Origin of the sequence: Hirschia maritima DSM 19733 (assembly GCF_000378345.1) — a bacterium.
GTDB lineage: Bacteria > Pseudomonadota > Alphaproteobacteria > Caulobacterales > Hyphomonadaceae > Hirschia > Hirschia maritima.
The window spans coordinates 126,135-141,966 of sequence record NZ_KB899544.1 but is presented as its reverse complement, the minus strand read 5'-3'; the positions used below and the strand labels follow the sequence as shown (position 1 = coordinate 141,966).

Sequence of the window (15,832 nt, the reverse complement as noted above, 5' to 3'; positions counted from 1 at the left end):
ACTTGTATTGTCCTACCTCTTTCATGCTAAACCATTCGCACTAAACGTTGAATGATTGCAGCAGGAAAGTATCTGTCATGGAAGAAATCGTAGTAATTGGCGGTGGTCAGGCGGGTGCTCAAGCAATTATTTCTCTTAGACAATTGGGCTTTGAGGGAAAGGTCACACTCATATGTGGTGAAAAGCAACTTCCTTATCAGCGCCCCCCTCTTTCAAAAGCTTTTCTAAAAGGAGAGCTAGCGGAAGAACGTTTGTATTTTCGACCATCTGATTTCTACGACAAACAAAATGTACGTGTACTCACCGGCGTTCTCGCAAAAAAAATAGATCGTGAAGTCCAAGCAATTGAACTCAGCAATGGTGAAACAGTTTCTTATACTAAGTTATTACTCGCGACCGGTGCACCACCTCGGAAATTGCCCTTCGAACACGATAATCTCACCAATGTGCATTATCTGCGTACTTTAGAAGATTCAGAAAACCTCTCTCCAGCTTTATCTTCTGAAGGTCGAGTTATCGTAATTGGTGCCGGTTATATCGGTCTTGAGGTCGCTGCAGTAGCATGCGCTGCGGGAAGAGAGGTCACTGTATTGGAGCTTGCAGATCGTGTACTCGCACGTGTTGCTAGTGAACCAGTTTCCCACTTCTATCAAGACCTCCACAAAGATGCAGGCGTAGATCTACGTTTAGATTCTGCAGTTGAAAGTTTTGATATTGATGACAATCAGATCAAGTCAGTCAAACTCACCAACGGAACTGTTTTGGAATGTGCTACGGTTCTGGTCGGAATTGGCGCGACACCTGAAACAAAATTAGCTGAAGAAGCAGGATTAGAGATCGACAACGGCATAGTCGTCGATGAACACACTCAAACATCAGTTCCTAATATCTGGGCTGCCGGTGATTGTTCCAATTTTCCTTACCCGCGGTATGGGCGACGGGTGAGATTAGAGTCAGTCCCCAATGCAATTGAACAGGCCAAAGTCACCGCCGCAAACATGCTGGGCGACAAAAAAGTTCACAACGCACTGCCTTGGTTTTGGTCAGATCAGTATGACGTCAAATTGCAAACGGTTGGCCTGATGCAAGGATTTGACGACCTCATCCTTCGCGGAAAACCGGAGAATAAATCATTTTCGGTCTGGTATTTCAAAGAAGGCAAATTACTCGCAGTAGACGCCCTTAATGATGCACCGTCATTCATGGTCGCTAAAAAATTGCTCTCCACCGAAACAAACATCACACCAGAGCAAGCCAAAGACACTGAATTCAACCTAAAATTACTCTTTTAAAGACGACTATTTACATCTTACCAAAGTTTATCATGTCTCAAGCTTTGATTCAGGTTTTGGAATCCCACGAGTGCTGATATGAAAACAGAATCGAACAACACATCTAAGTCTTAGCTCAAAATTAGAACGGAATTTTCAGATGAAATTCTTCGTAGATACCGCAAATGTGGATGACATCCGCGAACTTGAATCATACGGGCTCATTGATGGGGTTACAACAAACCCATCGCTTATTAAAAAATCTGGCCGTGATTTTGTAGAAGTCATCACTGAAATCTGTTCAGTCACAGATGGCCCTGTTTCAGCAGAAGTTATCGCCCTTGATACAGAAGGCATGCTTGCAGAAGGTCGCAAACTCGCGAAAATCGCAGACAATATTGTGGTCAAATTGCCACTTACACTCGATGGACTGGCTGCAGCTCAAACTTTTTCGAAAGAAGGCATCAAAACCAACGTCACACTTTGTTTTTCAGCAAACCAAGCTCTTTTGGCAGCTAAAGCTGGTGCAACATACATTTCTCCATTTATTGGCCGTTTAGACGACATCCACATTGATGGTATGGATTTGATCCAAGAAATTCGCGCAATCTATGACAATTACGGTTTCGACACTGAAATTCTTGCTGCTTCCATCCGCAGTCCAATGCATGTGAAAGAATGTGCAATTGTTGGTGCTGATGTTGGAACAGCGCCTCCTGCAGTTATCAAAGCATTGGTGAAGCACCCACTCACAGACAAAGGTCTTGAGCAATTCATCAAAGATGCTGAAGAAGCTGGAATTAAGGTTTAACCCCCTAATTCAATTAAATACTCAAAGGCCAGAGGTTTCCTCTGGCCTTTTTTTGTCCAAATCACGCATGCCAATTCCAACCTATTTTCTGCTATTCAAACTCATAGAGAGAATTAGTTTTGGTAGAATGCAAATGAAAAAACTTGGATGGGGAATTCTTAGCACTGGAGCAATGAGCAACTGGTTTTGCTCTGATTTTCATGCAGTTCACAATGGCGATCTAGTCGCGGTGTGTTCTCGTTCCCAAGAACGCGCTGACGCTTTTGCAAGCCAATACGATATTCCAGAAACATATAACAAATACCAATCCATGTTGGCTGATCCCAATGTTGATATCGTTTATATCAGTTCACCACGCACAGCTCACAAGCAAAACATATTAGATGCACTCGCAGCTGGAAAACACGTTTTGTGCGAAAAGCCAATTGTAACGTCTTTATCTGATATGGAAGAAGTGGTTGAGGCAGCTAACAACTCCGGAAAATTCCTAGCTGAAGCGCTCTGGACATGGCACTTACCCGTCCTCCGCAAAGCTAAAGAGTGGATAGATACCGGCTCAATAGGTGAACGTCTTCACGTCAAAGTCGATTTTGGATTTCCAATTCCTTATTCACCCAAGCAACACCAATATGATTTAGATGATGCAGGCGGCGTAGTTAGAGAAATGGGGATCTATCCAGTTGCTATTGCCAAATATTTCATCGGCAGTGATCCCGATACAATCCATGTGATCCATCAAAATGCCCCTAATGGAGTTGAGGATGACGTCATCGCTATTCTCAATCATGGAAATGTAACGGCCACGCTATCTAGCTCTATGAAATGCCACCTCAATAATGACGCCCACATCATAGGAACCAAAGGCCATATTGTTATCCCTCAAGCTCTTAAATGCCGTGAAGCAATGTTGTATCAAATGGACGACATCATAGAGCACTATAAAGCCGACAGAACTGAATTAGGATATCATTATCAGGCAATCCAAGCCGGTGAAGATATTGCCAATGGGCTAACTCAGTCCAGTGTTGTGTCTTTATCGGATAGTCGCACTTTCCAACACCACATGGAGCTCATTCTTAACGAGATTAGAAAAAATGACAAAAAGTCTATTCAAACTTCACCATTATCCCTCGATTAGGTGCCACCTTATTATCGAGCATATCTCTCCAAATATCAGCGGTTTGATCCGCCTGCGTTATTTGCTCAACTAGTAAATCGCCCTTAATAGCGTCCGACAGTCCAGCAGCCGCTATCATTGCCTTTTGAATCACGACACCTGGGCCCCACTCTTTGTTACGTTTTGTAATTTGTGCTGGCGCAAAAAAGAAAGTTGGACGAGCACCTGGCAATTGCTGGTCGACTTGTCTTCTCTCCTCCCAATGTGTAGCCCCCACTAAACAGGAATTGACCAATCTATCACCAAATTGGTTGTGCAATTTTTCAGTCAATTGAGCATTGCCTGACATGTCGACATAAGCAGCATTTTGGTTGCGATCGATTTTATCTTCATCGCCATAAACAACGACTTGATCACAACAACCTAGCTTTTCCACAAACTCTACATTTCGAGATGATGTCATGCCAACGACTTTGACATCTGCCTCTTTGTCATTGTGGATTAATTTTGCCAAACCAAATCCCGTTTTGGAAGAAACAGACCCAATAAGCACTTGTTTCGCACCAAAGAAGTCATTGTCTTTCAAGAAATCATAAATCAGGAATGAAGTCATAAAGAGCGGGAATAAGAGACTACGCTCATCATCATAATTCTGAAGAAATTCTGGTTCGCCTTGAGTGCGTCGATATTGGTTGTAAAGAATAGGCAATTCTTGGCGGTAAGGCGTCGCATCCATAAAGTTATCATCAAACACCTTGCCGACAGTTAGCACTGTCTGATTTGCCATAGGTAAGAATCCCCAAATTCTCTCCCCCACTTTAATATGATCACTTTGAGATTCTATGACAGACGCAAAACCCCACACGGGAACTTTTCCATAAGGTGCTTCGGCTGGATAATAATTCCAATAACCAATCATATCACCAGAAACAGCATAGCTGACATTATTGGATGTTAGCGCGAATTTATCGATCTGAACTCTGATTTGGTTCTCGTTCAGTGGCGCACTTTGCAGCTCCACTATCCGCGTTTCATGGTAATTCTCACGATTTACTTGAAGTTCCACAACATTACTCATGCATCTGTTCCTTCTTCAAAACCAACAAAGTTCAGAAATGTGTCGACATCAGCGCGTGTTGATTTCACTGAATTGGCTGGAAAATCATAATCTGGATACCCAAGCGCCACGCAGGTCATGATGGCATGGTTTTCCGGAATTCCAGCATGTTTATGAACCACTTCAGACTGCATGATACCTTGTCCATTGATCACAGCCCCAATTCCACGTTCCCACGCAGCCAATACAAGCGCATGGGTGAAAGCACCTAAATCAAAGTGACTTATCGCGGCCGGCTCAAGATAAGTGTCATATGCAATAGCCAGAGACACAGGAGCATCAAATTGGCGAAACCCTCTCATCACCCAATCTTGACGTTTCTCTTTATCGTGTCGTTCAATGCCCATGGCTTCAAAAAGCTGAACGGCGACATCAATCTGTCTCTGTCTGTGTTCACCTTCATAAGCTTCCTTAATTGGAAAATCGCGTTTGGGCGGAACACCAGCTAACATCTGAGAACAATTTCCTTCCCGGATCTTGTCCAAGGTTTCTCCACCTATGGCATATATAATCCAAGGCTGAGTGTTCATGGATGATGGAGCAAACCTTGCCACTTCCATGATCTCAGAAATGACTTCCTTCGAAATCGGTGTCTTCTTAAATCCACGAATACTACGTCGCGAACGAATAAGTTCATCAAAATTCATAGGACCACTCATTTTTGTTTAGCTTTAAGACAAGTCTAACCTCCTTCCGTTGGGAAAGAAGCAATACCCAAAACCTCTAGATTGGCTTATTTTTTAACATTTGTACCAAAATACTTCAATCTATGTCTATTCTATGATTAGTTAGGCTTGATCTCACGTAAGGAAAGTCGACTATAACGTCGTTATACACACATGACTTTCTATTCCTTTTGAGAATAAAGTTGGCTTAAACAAGAAATTCGGGAGTGATTACAATGGCAGCCTATTCAGTAACTACAGAAAATGGGATTACCCATATCACTTTCACGCGCCCTGAAGTTTCCAATGCTATGGGACAAGAATTTTGGAGCACGTTTGCAACAACCATCCGAGATCTAAACGAAGCCGGAAAAACGCGTGTATGCGTTGTATCTGCTGAAGGTAAAAACTTCTGCTCGGGCATGGAATTGAGCGCATTTTCTTCCGGAATATCAAAAACAGATACGCCTGAAGAACGTGAAGCATTTGCATACATGGTTGATCACCTACAAGACACGCTGACATCACTCGAAAAATCTCGCTTTCCAGTTATCGCGGCTGTTCAGGGTGCATGTGTGGGCGCAGGATTGGACTTTGTGTCTGCATGTGACCTCATTGTTGCCAGCGAAGAAGCTTACTTCCGTATAGAAGAAATAAACATCGGCATGATGGCTGATGTAGGAAGCCTTCAACGTCTTCCTAAATTGATGCCAGAACACATTGTCCGTGAACTGGCTTACCTAGGTTCCACACTCACCGCGAGCGACGCTAAGCAATACGGGTTTGTAAATGATGTGTGCGCCGACAAGGAAGCCACTCTCTCTCGCGCTTTAGAAATGGCCACCATTATTTCTAAGAAAGCTCCTATAGCCATAGCAGGCAGTAAGCGCGCTATTACATATGCTCGTGACCACTCCACTGATGATGCTTTGCGTTGGGCGAGTGTCGCTCAAGCAGGCTATTGGAAACCTTCTGACATCATGCAAGCTGTACAAAGTCGAATGACCAAGACTGATCCAAACTTTGAAGATCCAGCTCCGATTAACACCACAATGTTACGTCCGCAAAAATAGCGCCCTTTATCTCAACCGCAGCGACCAGCACTCCCCTGCGGCAAAAGAAAGATCGATCAAATGACTAGCACTCCATATCCAAAACTATTTGAACCACTCGACCTTGGATTCACGACTCTCAAAAACCGCATGATAATGGGATCTATGCACACCGGACTCGAAGAAGCACCAAACGGTATAGAACGTCAGGCTGCTTTCTTCGCAGAACGTGCACGTGGTGGAGTATCTCTTATTGTGACAGGTGGTTTTGGCCCCAACGCAGAAGGTGCAGCAATTCCAACGGACAAATTCCTGCATAGTGACGAAGACGCTCAGCATCACAAACCAATCACAGACGCAGTCCACGCAGAAGGCGGAAAAATCTGTCTCCAGATCCTCCACACAGGCCGGTATGCATACAACGCAGCTTCTGTTGCGCCTTCTCCGATTAAAGCCCCCATCAACCCATTCGTTCCAAATGAATTGGACGAAGACGGCATTCAAAAACAAATCGACGATATTGTTACAACGGCCAAATATGCGCAGGTTGCAGGCTATGACGGTGTTGAGATCATGGGGTCAGAAGGATATTTTCTGAACCAGTTTTTGGCTGCTCGTACCAATCAACGTGATGATGCATGGGGCGGCACGTATGAAAACCGCATGAAGCTTGCCGTTGAAACTGTTCGCCGCACACGCGAGACAGTTGGCGAAAACTTTATCATCATCTACCGTCTATCTATGCTTGATCTTGTGGAAGGTGGAAGCTCTTTTGAAGAGGCTGTTCAATTAGGGCAAGCTATTGAGAAAGCTGGTGCCACCATCATCAATACCGGTATTGGTTGGCATGAAGCGCGTATCCCTACCATTGCTACAAAAGTACCTCGTGCAGCATTCACATGGGTAACGGCGCGCTTTCAGGACCATATCGACATACCTCTCATCACCTCTAACCGTATCAACACGCCCGAAGTTGCTGAAGAAGTGTTGGAAAGCGGCGATGCTGACATGATCTCCATGGCGCGTCCTTTCTTGGCTGATGCATTCTTTATGCAAAAAGCAGCTGAAGGCAGAAGCGATGAGATCAATACTTGTATTGGGTGTAACCAAGCCTGTTTGGATCACACATTCCAGATGAAAATCTCATCCTGTTTGGTGAATCCCCGCGCCTGCTATGAAACCGAGATTGTCATCGAACCAACTGACAAACCTAAGAAAATTGGTGTGGTGGGCGCTGGGCCAGCCGGACTAGGGTTTGCAGTCACAGCCGCTGAACGTGGACACCAAGTCACGATATTTGATAGCGCCAGTGAAATTGGTGGGCAATTCAACATCGCCAAACAAATCCCCGGCAAAGAAGAATTTTATGAAACAATCCGCTATTTCGGCAAGCAAATAGAACTCAAAGGCATTGACCTAAAACTCAACACACGGATGACGACTGAAGACCTTGATGCCGCAGGTTTTGACGAAGTTATCCTTGCCACAGGTATTATTCCTCGTACGCCTGCTATTGATGGTATCGACCATCCAAGTGTTCTTTCCTATATCGATGTATTGAGAGACAAGAAACCTGTCGGTAAAAAGGTTGCCGTTATCGGAGCTGGTGGTATCGGCTTTGATGTCTCCGAATACCTCACCCATGGCGAAACCTCTACAAGCACCAACATCCCAGCCTTCATGAAGGAATGGGGCGTAGACATGTCACTAGAGGCTCGCGGCGGTATCGAAGGGGTTGCAGCCCAACCTGAAGCCTCCCCTCGTGAAGTCTATCTACTCCAACGCAAGACGACGTCTGTTGGTAAAGGCCTTGGAAAAACGACAGGCTGGATTCACCGTGCCGGGCTAAATGCCAAAGGTGTAAAAATGATACCGGGATGTTCGTATGACAAAATTGATGATGCTGGATTGCACATATCAATTGAAGGCGAAACGCAGATTCTCGATGTTGATAACATCATCTTATGTGCTGGTCAGCTCTCTCAAGCCGAAATCGCCGAGGGCATGAAAACGTCTCATCATCTTATTGGTGGAGCAGATGTTGCCGCGGAGCTGGATGCAAAGCGAGCCATTGATCAAGGCGTTCGCCTCGCAGCCAAAATTTAGGAGCAGAAAATGTCCCAATCAACAAACATGTCGCGATGGATGGAATGGTTGGAAAACGACCATTCCGCCGAAGGTTTAAGCGTGCAACTCCATGATGACGCAGTTATGATCAGCCCCGTGGTTCATACACCTCAAAAAGGTAAAATGATCACAATGGCTTATCTTATGGCGGCGGGTCAGACGATAGGAAATGAAACTTTCAAATACACGCGCACATTTGATTGCGATGACCGCGCTGTTCTTGAATTTGAAACTGAAATGAACGGCATTCATATAAATGGCATCGACATGATAGAATGGGATGAAAATGGCCTCATCACTGAATTCAAAGTGATGATCCGCCCCCTAAAGGCAGTGAATATGGTTCACGCAGAAATGGGAAAAATGCTTGAAGCCATGAAAGGCTCTCAACCAAGTTGAGGGCCTATAAAGGCAACAATGGACCATAAAGGAGAGCCCGAGGAAAACGCATCTATTACTATCTGGAGCGCCGCCTTTTAATCCACAAATACCAACCACTTCCGCAAAGAAGCATGGTCACCAATCCCGATATGAAGACCAAAATCCGACCAGGCAATCCGAAAGCTTTTCCAGAATGTAGTGGATATTGCCATGCAAAAAATGTGTCTCCGGCAGTGGACCCATTATCATGGCGCTGATCAATGTAATCACCGCTAGAAATTCTATAATAATTCCACATACGTCCTTGGTCATCTAAATCACGTTCATGGAAAGTACGAATTGCAATCGCGTCCGTGTAGGGGAAATATCTGATGCTATGGATATCTTTTGCAACAATACCTGCCCCCTCAACAATTTCACGCGTACGTGAATGAGTAAGCTCTGCGGCCGGATCTTCCCATTTGTAATGGAGACGTCCAGTTGGCTCTGAGAAAATCTCTACAACATGGTGGCTAATCGTTGGAATAGATAGCACCGTTCCAGTGAGTGCCACTGTAAAAGTAACGGGTATCATCCACATTCCAACAGCGCGATGCATGTCAAACCAATTTCGCAAACTTCCCCATCGACCAGAAACGAGAAAAGATGCACGCCATTTTTTAAGCTTCGGCAAAGAGAGATAGATAGAGATAAGATGATCTATACACCATGCTAGTCCCATAAACCCGAAGACTGTTGTCATCCACGGGCCTAGTAAAAAATCGATATGTAAGCCATAGAAAAAATTGATAAAATTTCGTCGACTAAGACTTAGTCGACCTGACTCCCGCCAACCCAAAATTTCTCCGGTATAAGGGTGAGAAAAAATCTCAGCAGAAAAAAACCTGCCCTCTTTTTCTACCTTTGCAATGGACCAGAACATATTATGTTCTTTGGAAGGATAATTGGTAAGCTTCATATGAAGCTCATCAAACTCGTTTTGGGCAGAAACCAGTACAGATTCAATATCAGCTAACTCTGCGTTTTTTATACGTTCAGCACGTAAATCATAATTTAGAGCAGCATCAATTTCACCATACCAGGTGATGACGCACCCGCTCAATGCGAGCAGAAATAGCCATCCCCCGATAATGATGCCGAACCATTTATGCCAAGCACGAGCAATGGTTCGGCCCTTAGGAAGACCTTTTCTTCCGTGTTTCATTAGAAATTAAACGCTACTGACAAGCGCACATCACGACCCGGTTCTGGTACACCCGCTACGATACCCCAGCCTGGAATGTCAGAATAATCAGCAACACTTGCATGAGCTAGGTAATCCTCATCAAACAAGTTGTACACGGCAGCAGACAATTCAAAATCACCTACTTCCCAAGTGGCAAATAAATCAACAATTGAGTAGCCGGGTTTGTCGACAAATTGTGTCTCATCGATCCACCCAATATCGACGGCACGGAAAAGCGTTTCGATATCGTTCAAATCTTCATATGTTGTAACACTTGCTTGAAGGGTTACCCCTTCCATCGGAATGTAACCGGCTGAAAGGTTCCAGTTATCTCCAACGGATGTTCCCAAACCATTTTCTTCATAACCTTCAATAGCTCGGCCGTTTAACTCAGAATCATTGATGTTATAAAACCCAGAAATAAAATAATTTTCTGCCGCGTATTCAGCGCGCAATTCATAGCCCGTTGAGGTATAGTTTCCAACATTTTCGTAGAAAGTAGAATCTTGTCTGATATCTACATATTCAGAACCATCTGCAAAGCTACCTGAACCTATTTGATCAAAGATAACATTGCTAATCTCTTGATCGTAATACGCGATAGAACCTGTGAACCCACCAGCTTTGTATTCAAATCCAGTTTCAAAGTTTTCTACGGTTTCAGGTTTTAAAGCTGGATGGATGCGCAGACGATCGGGCCCTCTTCCTAAATTGAACCCGTCACCGATTTCTTTACCTCGGAAAGCTTCAGCATATCCGATGTTGAAGTTAAGAGCTTCTGTAATTTCATAATCTAAACCCGCGTTGAAACTTATACCATCACTTTCAGTTTCTTCGCCATATGTAATGAGTTCAAGGTCATAAGAATCAAACCGTGCTCCAGCTGACACCAGCAACTTGTCGTTTACTTGCCATTTATCTTGGATATAAGCACCGAAAAGAGTGCCCTCTTCCTCAAAGTATCCTACGTTTGGATCCCATGCCCAAACGCTCCATGTCTCGAAGTCTGCCAAGTATTCACTAGAAACGGTATCTTGGTGTCCTTCGAAACCGGCAATAAAGTCATGACGTCCGAGGTTCCAAATAGTGCGAAGATCAAAACCGATTGTTTCTATTTCAGACCCATAAGCTCCCCAGCGGTTTGTGCGCCCCTGATAAAACTCTGTATTCGTCCAAAAACCTGTTAGTTCAACACCGTTTCCAGTCTCTGTTGTATATCCATAGTTTGCAATGGCAGTGTTTCGAGTTGCTTCGGTAGTAAACAACAAACTATCTTCTAAAACTGGCCAGTTTGGACGTTCACCAGCATCTGCAGTTTCTTCGCGGCTTTCATAGCTCACTGAAAACGCATGGCCATTGTCAAACTCGCCGCCAATTTTCACAAAACCTAGGGATTGTTCAGCATTGGTTCCGTAAACTTCATCTCCATTTCCATCGACATAGTTTTCTTTGTTGGAGTACACGTATGATCCAATTATCCCAATGTTTTCACTCACACGACCATAAACGCTGGCTGATCCTTTATAGCCATCATTTGAAAAGTAAGTCGCGTCGACTTTACCTCCGATGAATTGTCCATCTTCTAAAAGATCAACAGCATTTTTCGTACGGAAACGAATGGCACCACCAATTGCACCAAACCCTGATGTCGCTTCACCGGCTCCGGTTTGAACTTCGACTTCATCCAATAATTCTGGTGAAATATTGACGCGACCTACATGGTGAAACAGAGTGCCGCCTTGAGGCGCTCCATCGATTGTCACATTAATCATCGTGTCTTCGAGTCCACGAATATAGATTTTCTGTGCAAGGCCAACTCCGCCTCCCACTGTAACAGATGGGACTGTGCGGAAAATATCAGACAGATCATTTGCTTGAAAAAGATCAAGTTCATCCGAGTTTATCGCGGTATCTGTCAGAGACCCTACTACCACAACAGTGTCTAAAACATCTTCTTTCGTAGTTGTTTCTTGTGCCACTGCGTTCGCTTGAATAAATGCAATTACACTTAAAGAGGCACATGCGCCCAATTTTCTAATACTCATAATACGGAGCCCTCAAACTTTTAATGTCGGCACCGCTACCGCAATTGAGATTCATTTGCAACTAAATATGAGAACAATTATCATTCTCACCTCAAATTCACTCAACAGTGTTGCGCAATTGCAAGTTTGAAACCCAAGTTATCAAAGTTACTGGAAAATCCGTTTTGTCGCCCCCTCTTCAATAAAAAAAAGCGGCAGCTACTCCCAATAATAGCTGCCGCAGATATGGCCAAATTACAGAGTTATTCGGCCACACCGAATTTGCCCTAACGGGGTGTTAGGCAACTTCAAACAAGCCGGCAGCTCCCATGCCGCCACCCACACACATTGTGCAGACGACATATTTCGCGCCGCGTTTCTTACCTTCAATCAATGCGTGACCTGTCATACGTGCACCTGACATACCGTATGGGTGACCAATAGAGATCGCCCCACCATTCACGTTGAGGAGCTCATCAGGAATGCCAAGCTTGTCGCGGCAATAAATCACCTGACATGCAAACGCTTCATTCAATTCCCAAAGACCAATGTCATCCATGGTCAAACCGTTGGCTTTCAGAAGTTTAGGGATAGCATATACTGGTCCGATACCCATTTCGTCTGGCTCGAGACCAGCCACAGCCATTCCGCGATAAATACCCAATGGAGACAAGCCACGCTTTTCAGCCAATTTTGCTTCCATGATCACAGAAGCTGACGCACCATCAGAAAGCTGAGAGGCGTTACCAGCCGTGATATAAGCATCTGGTCCAACAACAGGCTTTAGACTGTTTAGGCCTTCAAGGTTTGTTTCTGGACGGTTGCCTTCGTCTTTCTCTAGCTTCACTTCTTTTGAAGAAATCTCACCTGTTGCCTTGTCTTTCACAAGCATGGTGGAAGCCAGTGGAACGATCTCATCATCAAATGCACCAGCGGCTTGGGCAGCTGCTGTACGTTGTTGGGATTGCAATGCGTATTCGTCTTGTACGTCACGAGAAATTCCATAACGCTCTGACACGATTTCAGCTGTCTCGATCATAGAAATGTAAGCTTTTGGGTGCATCGCCAACAGCTCTTTATCTGGCTGCATGCGTAGCTCTGGTGTTTGCACCATTGAGATAGATTCAACACCGCCACCAATGGCTACGTCCATTCCATCCATCACAACTTGCTTTGCAGCTGTTGCGATCGCCATCATGCCCGATGCACATTGGCGATCGAGACTTTGACCAGAAACCGTTACAGGCAATCCAGAACGCAAAGTCGCATTACGCGCGATGTTACCGCCCTGCACGCCTTGCTGCAAAGCTGCACCGAAGACAACATCTTCCACTTCAGCGCCATCAATACCTGCACGTTCAACAGCGTTTTTGATCGCGTGACCCGCTAGAGTTGGTGAAGGTGTATTATTGAATGCACCTCTATAAGCGCGTCCAATTGGTGTTCTAGCTGTGGAAACAATGACTGCTTCTCTCATGGTTTCTCTCCCGAAAATTTATATTGTTATGATTTCAGAGCAGCCTGAGCTTGCCCCATAAAGTTTGCGATTGGGCCATTTGTGTCCTCAAAATACTGAAGATCACTTTTGTCACAAATCGCATCAAATTGAGCGGCAACATTTTCTGGTGTTTGCTCACCCGGTTTCAAATAGATACCTTTAGTTTCAGCAACATAAGCGCGCGAGAACCCACCACCAGCAGCGGAAAGAATACATTTACTTGGGCTATCTTCACTTACCAAATATACAACACCGGCTGTGATAGATGCTGGTGTCATCTGTTCCATAATAGGCTCTGGGATACCAAGGTCGAGCGTCATACGTGTTGCGGCAGTTGGCGCAAGCGCATTTACACGAATGTCGTACTTGCGACCTTCAAGCGTTAGAGCATTCATAAGCCCAACAACACCAGCTTTTGCCGCTGAATAGTTGGCTTGACCAAATATACCGTAGAGACCAGATGGCGAAGACGTCATCATGATACGACCGTATTTTTGTTCCTTCATGATTTCCCAAACCGCCTTAGAACAGTTTGCGCTACCGATCAGGTGCACATCAACAACAAGGCGATAGTCTTCCATAGTCATTTTAGAGAAGCTTTTATCGCGCAAAATACCTGCATTGTTGATGAGAATGTCTACGCGTCCCCATTTGTCCATGGCACTGGCGACCATGGCTTCAACTTCGTCCATTTTGGTCACGTTTGCACCGTTGGCAATTGCTTCACCACCAGCTGCTTCAATCTCTTTTACGACTTCTTCTGCCGCAGACAAAGAACCACCTGTTCCATCTCTTGCACCACCAAGGTCATTCACAACAACTTTGGCACCACGACTAGCAAGCTCAAGTGCATGGCTCTTACCAAGACCATTACCCGCGCCTGTAATGATTGCGACTTTTCCAGTAAAATCCAGATTACTCATAATACGATTGTCCCGTTAAAATTCTTTATTTCAAAAATTGCATTGAGAGCATTTCAACAACCATTGCCGGTTTCTCAACGCCTTCAATTTCAACTGTTCCTTCGGCTTTCACCAACACTTGTTGAGGGCTTTTCACGTCAACACTTAGAAGTTTGAAATGCGCGCGAATGCGACTGCCAGACGGCACGGGGTGAAGGAAACGAACTTTATCAGAACCATAATTCACAACCATAGCCGCACCATCTAGCGCTGGAATGGCTGCTTCACTCATTTTACTCATAAGAGATAACGTCAAAAAACCATGTGCAATGGTTCCACCAAAAGGTGTTTTAGCCGCTGCTTCCGCATCCAAATGAATGAATTGGTGATCTTCTGTTACATCAGCAAATTTGTTGATGCGGTCCTGACTAATTTCAATCCAGTCAGACGTACCAAGTTGATCGCCAACTTTTGCTTCAAGTTCTGCTATAGTTGTCATGTTCGTTTCCTCCCCACCTATTACATCAGGCTTTCATATCTTTTTCTGTGATGATCTGTGTTGCCAAAGAGAACTTCGAGCATTGTGCCGTGCATGAAGTAGTGACCAATGGCCATTTCTTCTGTCATGCCCATTCCACCATGGAGCTGAATTGCCTCTTCACCACAATATTTCACACTTTTACCAAGCTGGACTTTTACAGCAGACAAAACCTTTTTGCGTTCGACTTCATGCTCATCGAGTTTTAGCGCACCAAGATATGCCATAGATGTCATTTCTTCAGCATGTATCAGCATGTCGACCATACGGTGTTGCAACACTTGAAACTTGGCAATTGGTGTTCCGAACTGCTTGCGTTCTCGACAATATTGTGTCGTCAAATCAACCATTGTGCGACAAAGCCCCATAGCTTCGGATGCTATTGCCGAAATGCCTTGGTCAGTTACTTTTTCAATGACTGAAAGCGCTTTACCTTCTTCACCAAGTAGTTCTGCTTTTACATCTTCAAGCACAACATCCCCAGCGCGATGGCCATCGATTGTCGGATAATCTTCAATGGTTAGCCCTTTTGCGTTTGCATCCACAAGGAATAAGCTGATGCCATCAGCATCACGTGTTGAGCCACTGGTGCGCGCAACAAGGATAAGTTTATCGGCAATTGACGCTGCTAAAACGACGGATTTACGTCCATTTAGAACATATGCCTCGCCATCTTTTTTCGCGCTTGCTTCAACATGGTTTAGATCAAAACGGCTTCTTGGTTCTGCAAAACCAAACCCCATGATCAACTCACCTGTTGCGATTTGCGGGATCAATGCCTTTGCATGCTCTCCCCCTACAGCAGCAAGAACACCGCCTGAAAGAACAACAGTCGGCAGGAATGGTTCGACAACATTCCCCTTCCCTAATTCTTCCATGATGACCATTACATCAACAGCACCGCCACCAAGGCCATCATACTCTTCAGCGAAAGGAACAGATAATAGCCCCATCTCAGCAAAATCAGACCAAACTTCTTTGCTCCATCCTGCTTCAGAACTGATTATCTTCTGGCGCGCTTCAAAATCATATTTTTCTCGGACATAGCGGGAGATAGACTCGCGGAACATGTCCTGTTCTTCTGTGAACAAAAAATCCATAATC

General features: G+C 44.8%; 14 protein-coding genes. 6 read left to right on the top strand and 8 right to left on the bottom strand.

The features are described 5' to 3' along the window. Positions 1-77: 77 nt before the first annotated feature. The 3 genes from F551_RS0100590 to F551_RS15985 all read left to right on the top strand — a co-directional run bounded on the left by F551_RS0100590 (position 78) and on the right by F551_RS15985 (position 3,220). On the top strand, positions 78-1,292 hold the full coding sequence (locus tag F551_RS0100590) for an NAD(P)/FAD-dependent oxidoreductase (protein WP_018995523.1): 1,215 nt from the start codon (positions 78-80) through the stop codon (positions 1,290-1,292). Positions 1,293-1,431: 139 nt separating this feature from the next. Beyond that, positions 1,432-2,082: a fructose-6-phosphate aldolase gene (gene fsa, locus F551_RS0100585; protein ID WP_018995522.1), complete on the top strand. Its 651-nt coding sequence runs from the start codon at positions 1,432-1,434 to the stop codon at positions 2,080-2,082. A gap of 133 nt (positions 2,083-2,215) precedes the next feature. Next, complete coding sequence (locus F551_RS15985) at positions 2,216-3,220, top strand: Gfo/Idh/MocA family protein (protein WP_169334111.1); 1,005 nt, start codon at positions 2,216-2,218, stop codon at positions 3,218-3,220. On the opposite strand, the gene F551_RS0100575 is transcribed toward F551_RS15985, so the two are convergent. Both F551_RS0100575 and F551_RS0100570 read right to left on the bottom strand, forming a co-directional pair. Further along, positions 3,189-4,277 (bottom strand): DUF2855 family protein, encoded by a 1,089-nt coding sequence (locus tag F551_RS0100575; protein WP_018995520.1) that lies wholly within the window; start codon positions 4,275-4,277, stop codon positions 3,189-3,191. The two genes, F551_RS15985 and F551_RS0100575, sit on opposite strands and share 32 nt — an antisense overlap. Continuing rightward, positions 4,274-4,963 carry a nitroreductase gene (locus F551_RS0100570; RefSeq protein WP_026296565.1) on the bottom strand — a complete coding sequence of 230 codons (690 nt, stop codon included), beginning with the start codon at positions 4,961-4,963 and terminating at the stop codon, positions 4,274-4,276. Before F551_RS0100570 ends, F551_RS0100575 begins: the two co-directional genes overlap by 4 nt. A gap of 254 nt (positions 4,964-5,217) precedes the next feature. Between F551_RS0100570 and F551_RS0100565 the strand changes: the two genes are divergently transcribed. From F551_RS0100565 to F551_RS0100555, 3 genes are read left to right on the top strand one after another with little or no spacing between them, the layout of a single operon-like run. Next, on the top strand, positions 5,218-6,054 hold the full coding sequence (locus F551_RS0100565; RefSeq protein ID WP_018995518.1) for an enoyl-CoA hydratase-related protein: 837 nt from the start codon (positions 5,218-5,220) through the stop codon (positions 6,052-6,054). Between the two features lie 60 nt (positions 6,055-6,114). Next, on the top strand, positions 6,115-8,139 hold the full coding sequence (locus F551_RS0100560; protein ID WP_018995517.1) for an NADPH-dependent 2,4-dienoyl-CoA reductase: 2,025 nt from the start codon (positions 6,115-6,117) through the stop codon (positions 8,137-8,139). A gap of 9 nt (positions 8,140-8,148) precedes the next feature. Next, positions 8,149-8,559 (top strand): nuclear transport factor 2 family protein, encoded by a 411-nt coding sequence (locus tag F551_RS0100555; RefSeq protein ID WP_018995516.1) that lies wholly within the window; start codon positions 8,149-8,151, stop codon positions 8,557-8,559. A 58-nt stretch (positions 8,560-8,617) separates the two neighbouring features. On the opposite strand, the gene F551_RS0100550 is transcribed toward F551_RS0100555, so the two are convergent. The 6 genes from F551_RS0100550 to F551_RS0100525 all read right to left on the bottom strand — a co-directional run bounded on the left by F551_RS0100550 (position 8,618) and on the right by F551_RS0100525 (position 15,828). After that, positions 8,618-9,745 carry a PepSY-associated TM helix domain-containing protein gene (locus F551_RS0100550; RefSeq protein WP_018995515.1) on the bottom strand — a complete coding sequence of 376 codons (1,128 nt, stop codon included), beginning with the start codon at positions 9,743-9,745 and terminating at the stop codon, positions 8,618-8,620. Further along, positions 9,745-11,811, bottom strand: coding sequence for a TonB-dependent receptor domain-containing protein (locus F551_RS0100545; RefSeq protein ID WP_018995514.1), 2,067 nt, complete (start codon positions 11,809-11,811; stop codon positions 9,745-9,747). The genes F551_RS0100550 and F551_RS0100545 overlap by 1 nt, the downstream gene beginning before the upstream one ends. 277 nt (positions 11,812-12,088) lie before the next feature. Next, positions 12,089-13,267 (bottom strand): acetyl-CoA C-acyltransferase, encoded by a 1,179-nt coding sequence (locus F551_RS0100540; RefSeq protein ID WP_018995513.1) that lies wholly within the window; start codon positions 13,265-13,267, stop codon positions 12,089-12,091. A gap of 26 nt (positions 13,268-13,293) precedes the next feature. Continuing rightward, on the bottom strand, positions 13,294-14,211 hold the full coding sequence (locus F551_RS0100535; protein ID WP_018995512.1) for an SDR family NAD(P)-dependent oxidoreductase: 918 nt from the start codon (positions 14,209-14,211) through the stop codon (positions 13,294-13,296). Positions 14,212-14,236: 25 nt separating this feature from the next. Beyond that, entirely contained in the window at positions 14,237-14,689 is a 453-nt protein-coding gene (locus tag F551_RS0100530; protein WP_018995511.1) for a MaoC family dehydratase, read from the bottom strand. 20 nt (positions 14,690-14,709) lie between these two features. Then, a complete protein-coding gene (locus F551_RS0100525; protein ID WP_018995510.1) occupies positions 14,710-15,828 on the bottom strand; it encodes an acyl-CoA dehydrogenase family protein in 1,119 nt (372 codons plus the stop codon). Positions 15,829-15,832 lie beyond the last annotated feature (4 nt).

Bases quoted from the DNA above. Each gene is read 5' to 3' on its own strand.
- F551_RS0100590 (WP_018995523.1), top strand. From the start codon at position 78: ATGGAAGAAATCGTAGTAATTGGCGGTGGTCAGGCGGGTGCTCAAGCA.
- fsa (WP_018995522.1), top strand. From the start codon at position 1,432: ATGAAATTCTTCGTAGATACCGCAAATGTGGATGACATCCGCGAACTT.
- F551_RS15985 (WP_169334111.1), top strand. From the start codon at position 2,216: ATGAAAAAACTTGGATGGGGAATTCTTAGCACTGGAGCAATGAGCAAC.
- F551_RS0100575 (WP_018995520.1), bottom strand. From the start codon at position 4,277: ATGAGTAATGTTGTGGAACTTCAAGTAAATCGTGAGAATTACCATGAA.
- F551_RS0100570 (WP_026296565.1), bottom strand. From the start codon at position 4,963: ATGAATTTTGATGAACTTATTCGTTCGCGACGTAGTATTCGTGGATTT.
- F551_RS0100565 (WP_018995518.1), top strand. From the start codon at position 5,218: ATGGCAGCCTATTCAGTAACTACAGAAAATGGGATTACCCATATCACT.
- F551_RS0100560 (WP_018995517.1), top strand. From the start codon at position 6,115: ATGACTAGCACTCCATATCCAAAACTATTTGAACCACTCGACCTTGGA.
- F551_RS0100555 (WP_018995516.1), top strand. From the start codon at position 8,149: ATGTCCCAATCAACAAACATGTCGCGATGGATGGAATGGTTGGAAAAC.
- F551_RS0100550 (WP_018995515.1), bottom strand. From the start codon at position 9,745: ATGAAACACGGAAGAAAAGGTCTTCCTAAGGGCCGAACCATTGCTCGT.
- F551_RS0100545 (WP_018995514.1), bottom strand. From the start codon at position 11,811: ATGAGTATTAGAAAATTGGGCGCATGTGCCTCTTTAAGTGTAATTGCA.
- F551_RS0100540 (WP_018995513.1), bottom strand. From the start codon at position 13,267: ATGAGAGAAGCAGTCATTGTTTCCACAGCTAGAACACCAATTGGACGC.
- F551_RS0100535 (WP_018995512.1), bottom strand. From the start codon at position 14,211: ATGAGTAATCTGGATTTTACTGGAAAAGTCGCAATCATTACAGGCGCG.
- F551_RS0100530 (WP_018995511.1), bottom strand. From the start codon at position 14,689: ATGACAACTATAGCAGAACTTGAAGCAAAAGTTGGCGATCAACTTGGT.
- F551_RS0100525 (WP_018995510.1), bottom strand. From the start codon at position 15,828: ATGGATTTTTTGTTCACAGAAGAACAGGACATGTTCCGCGAGTCTATC.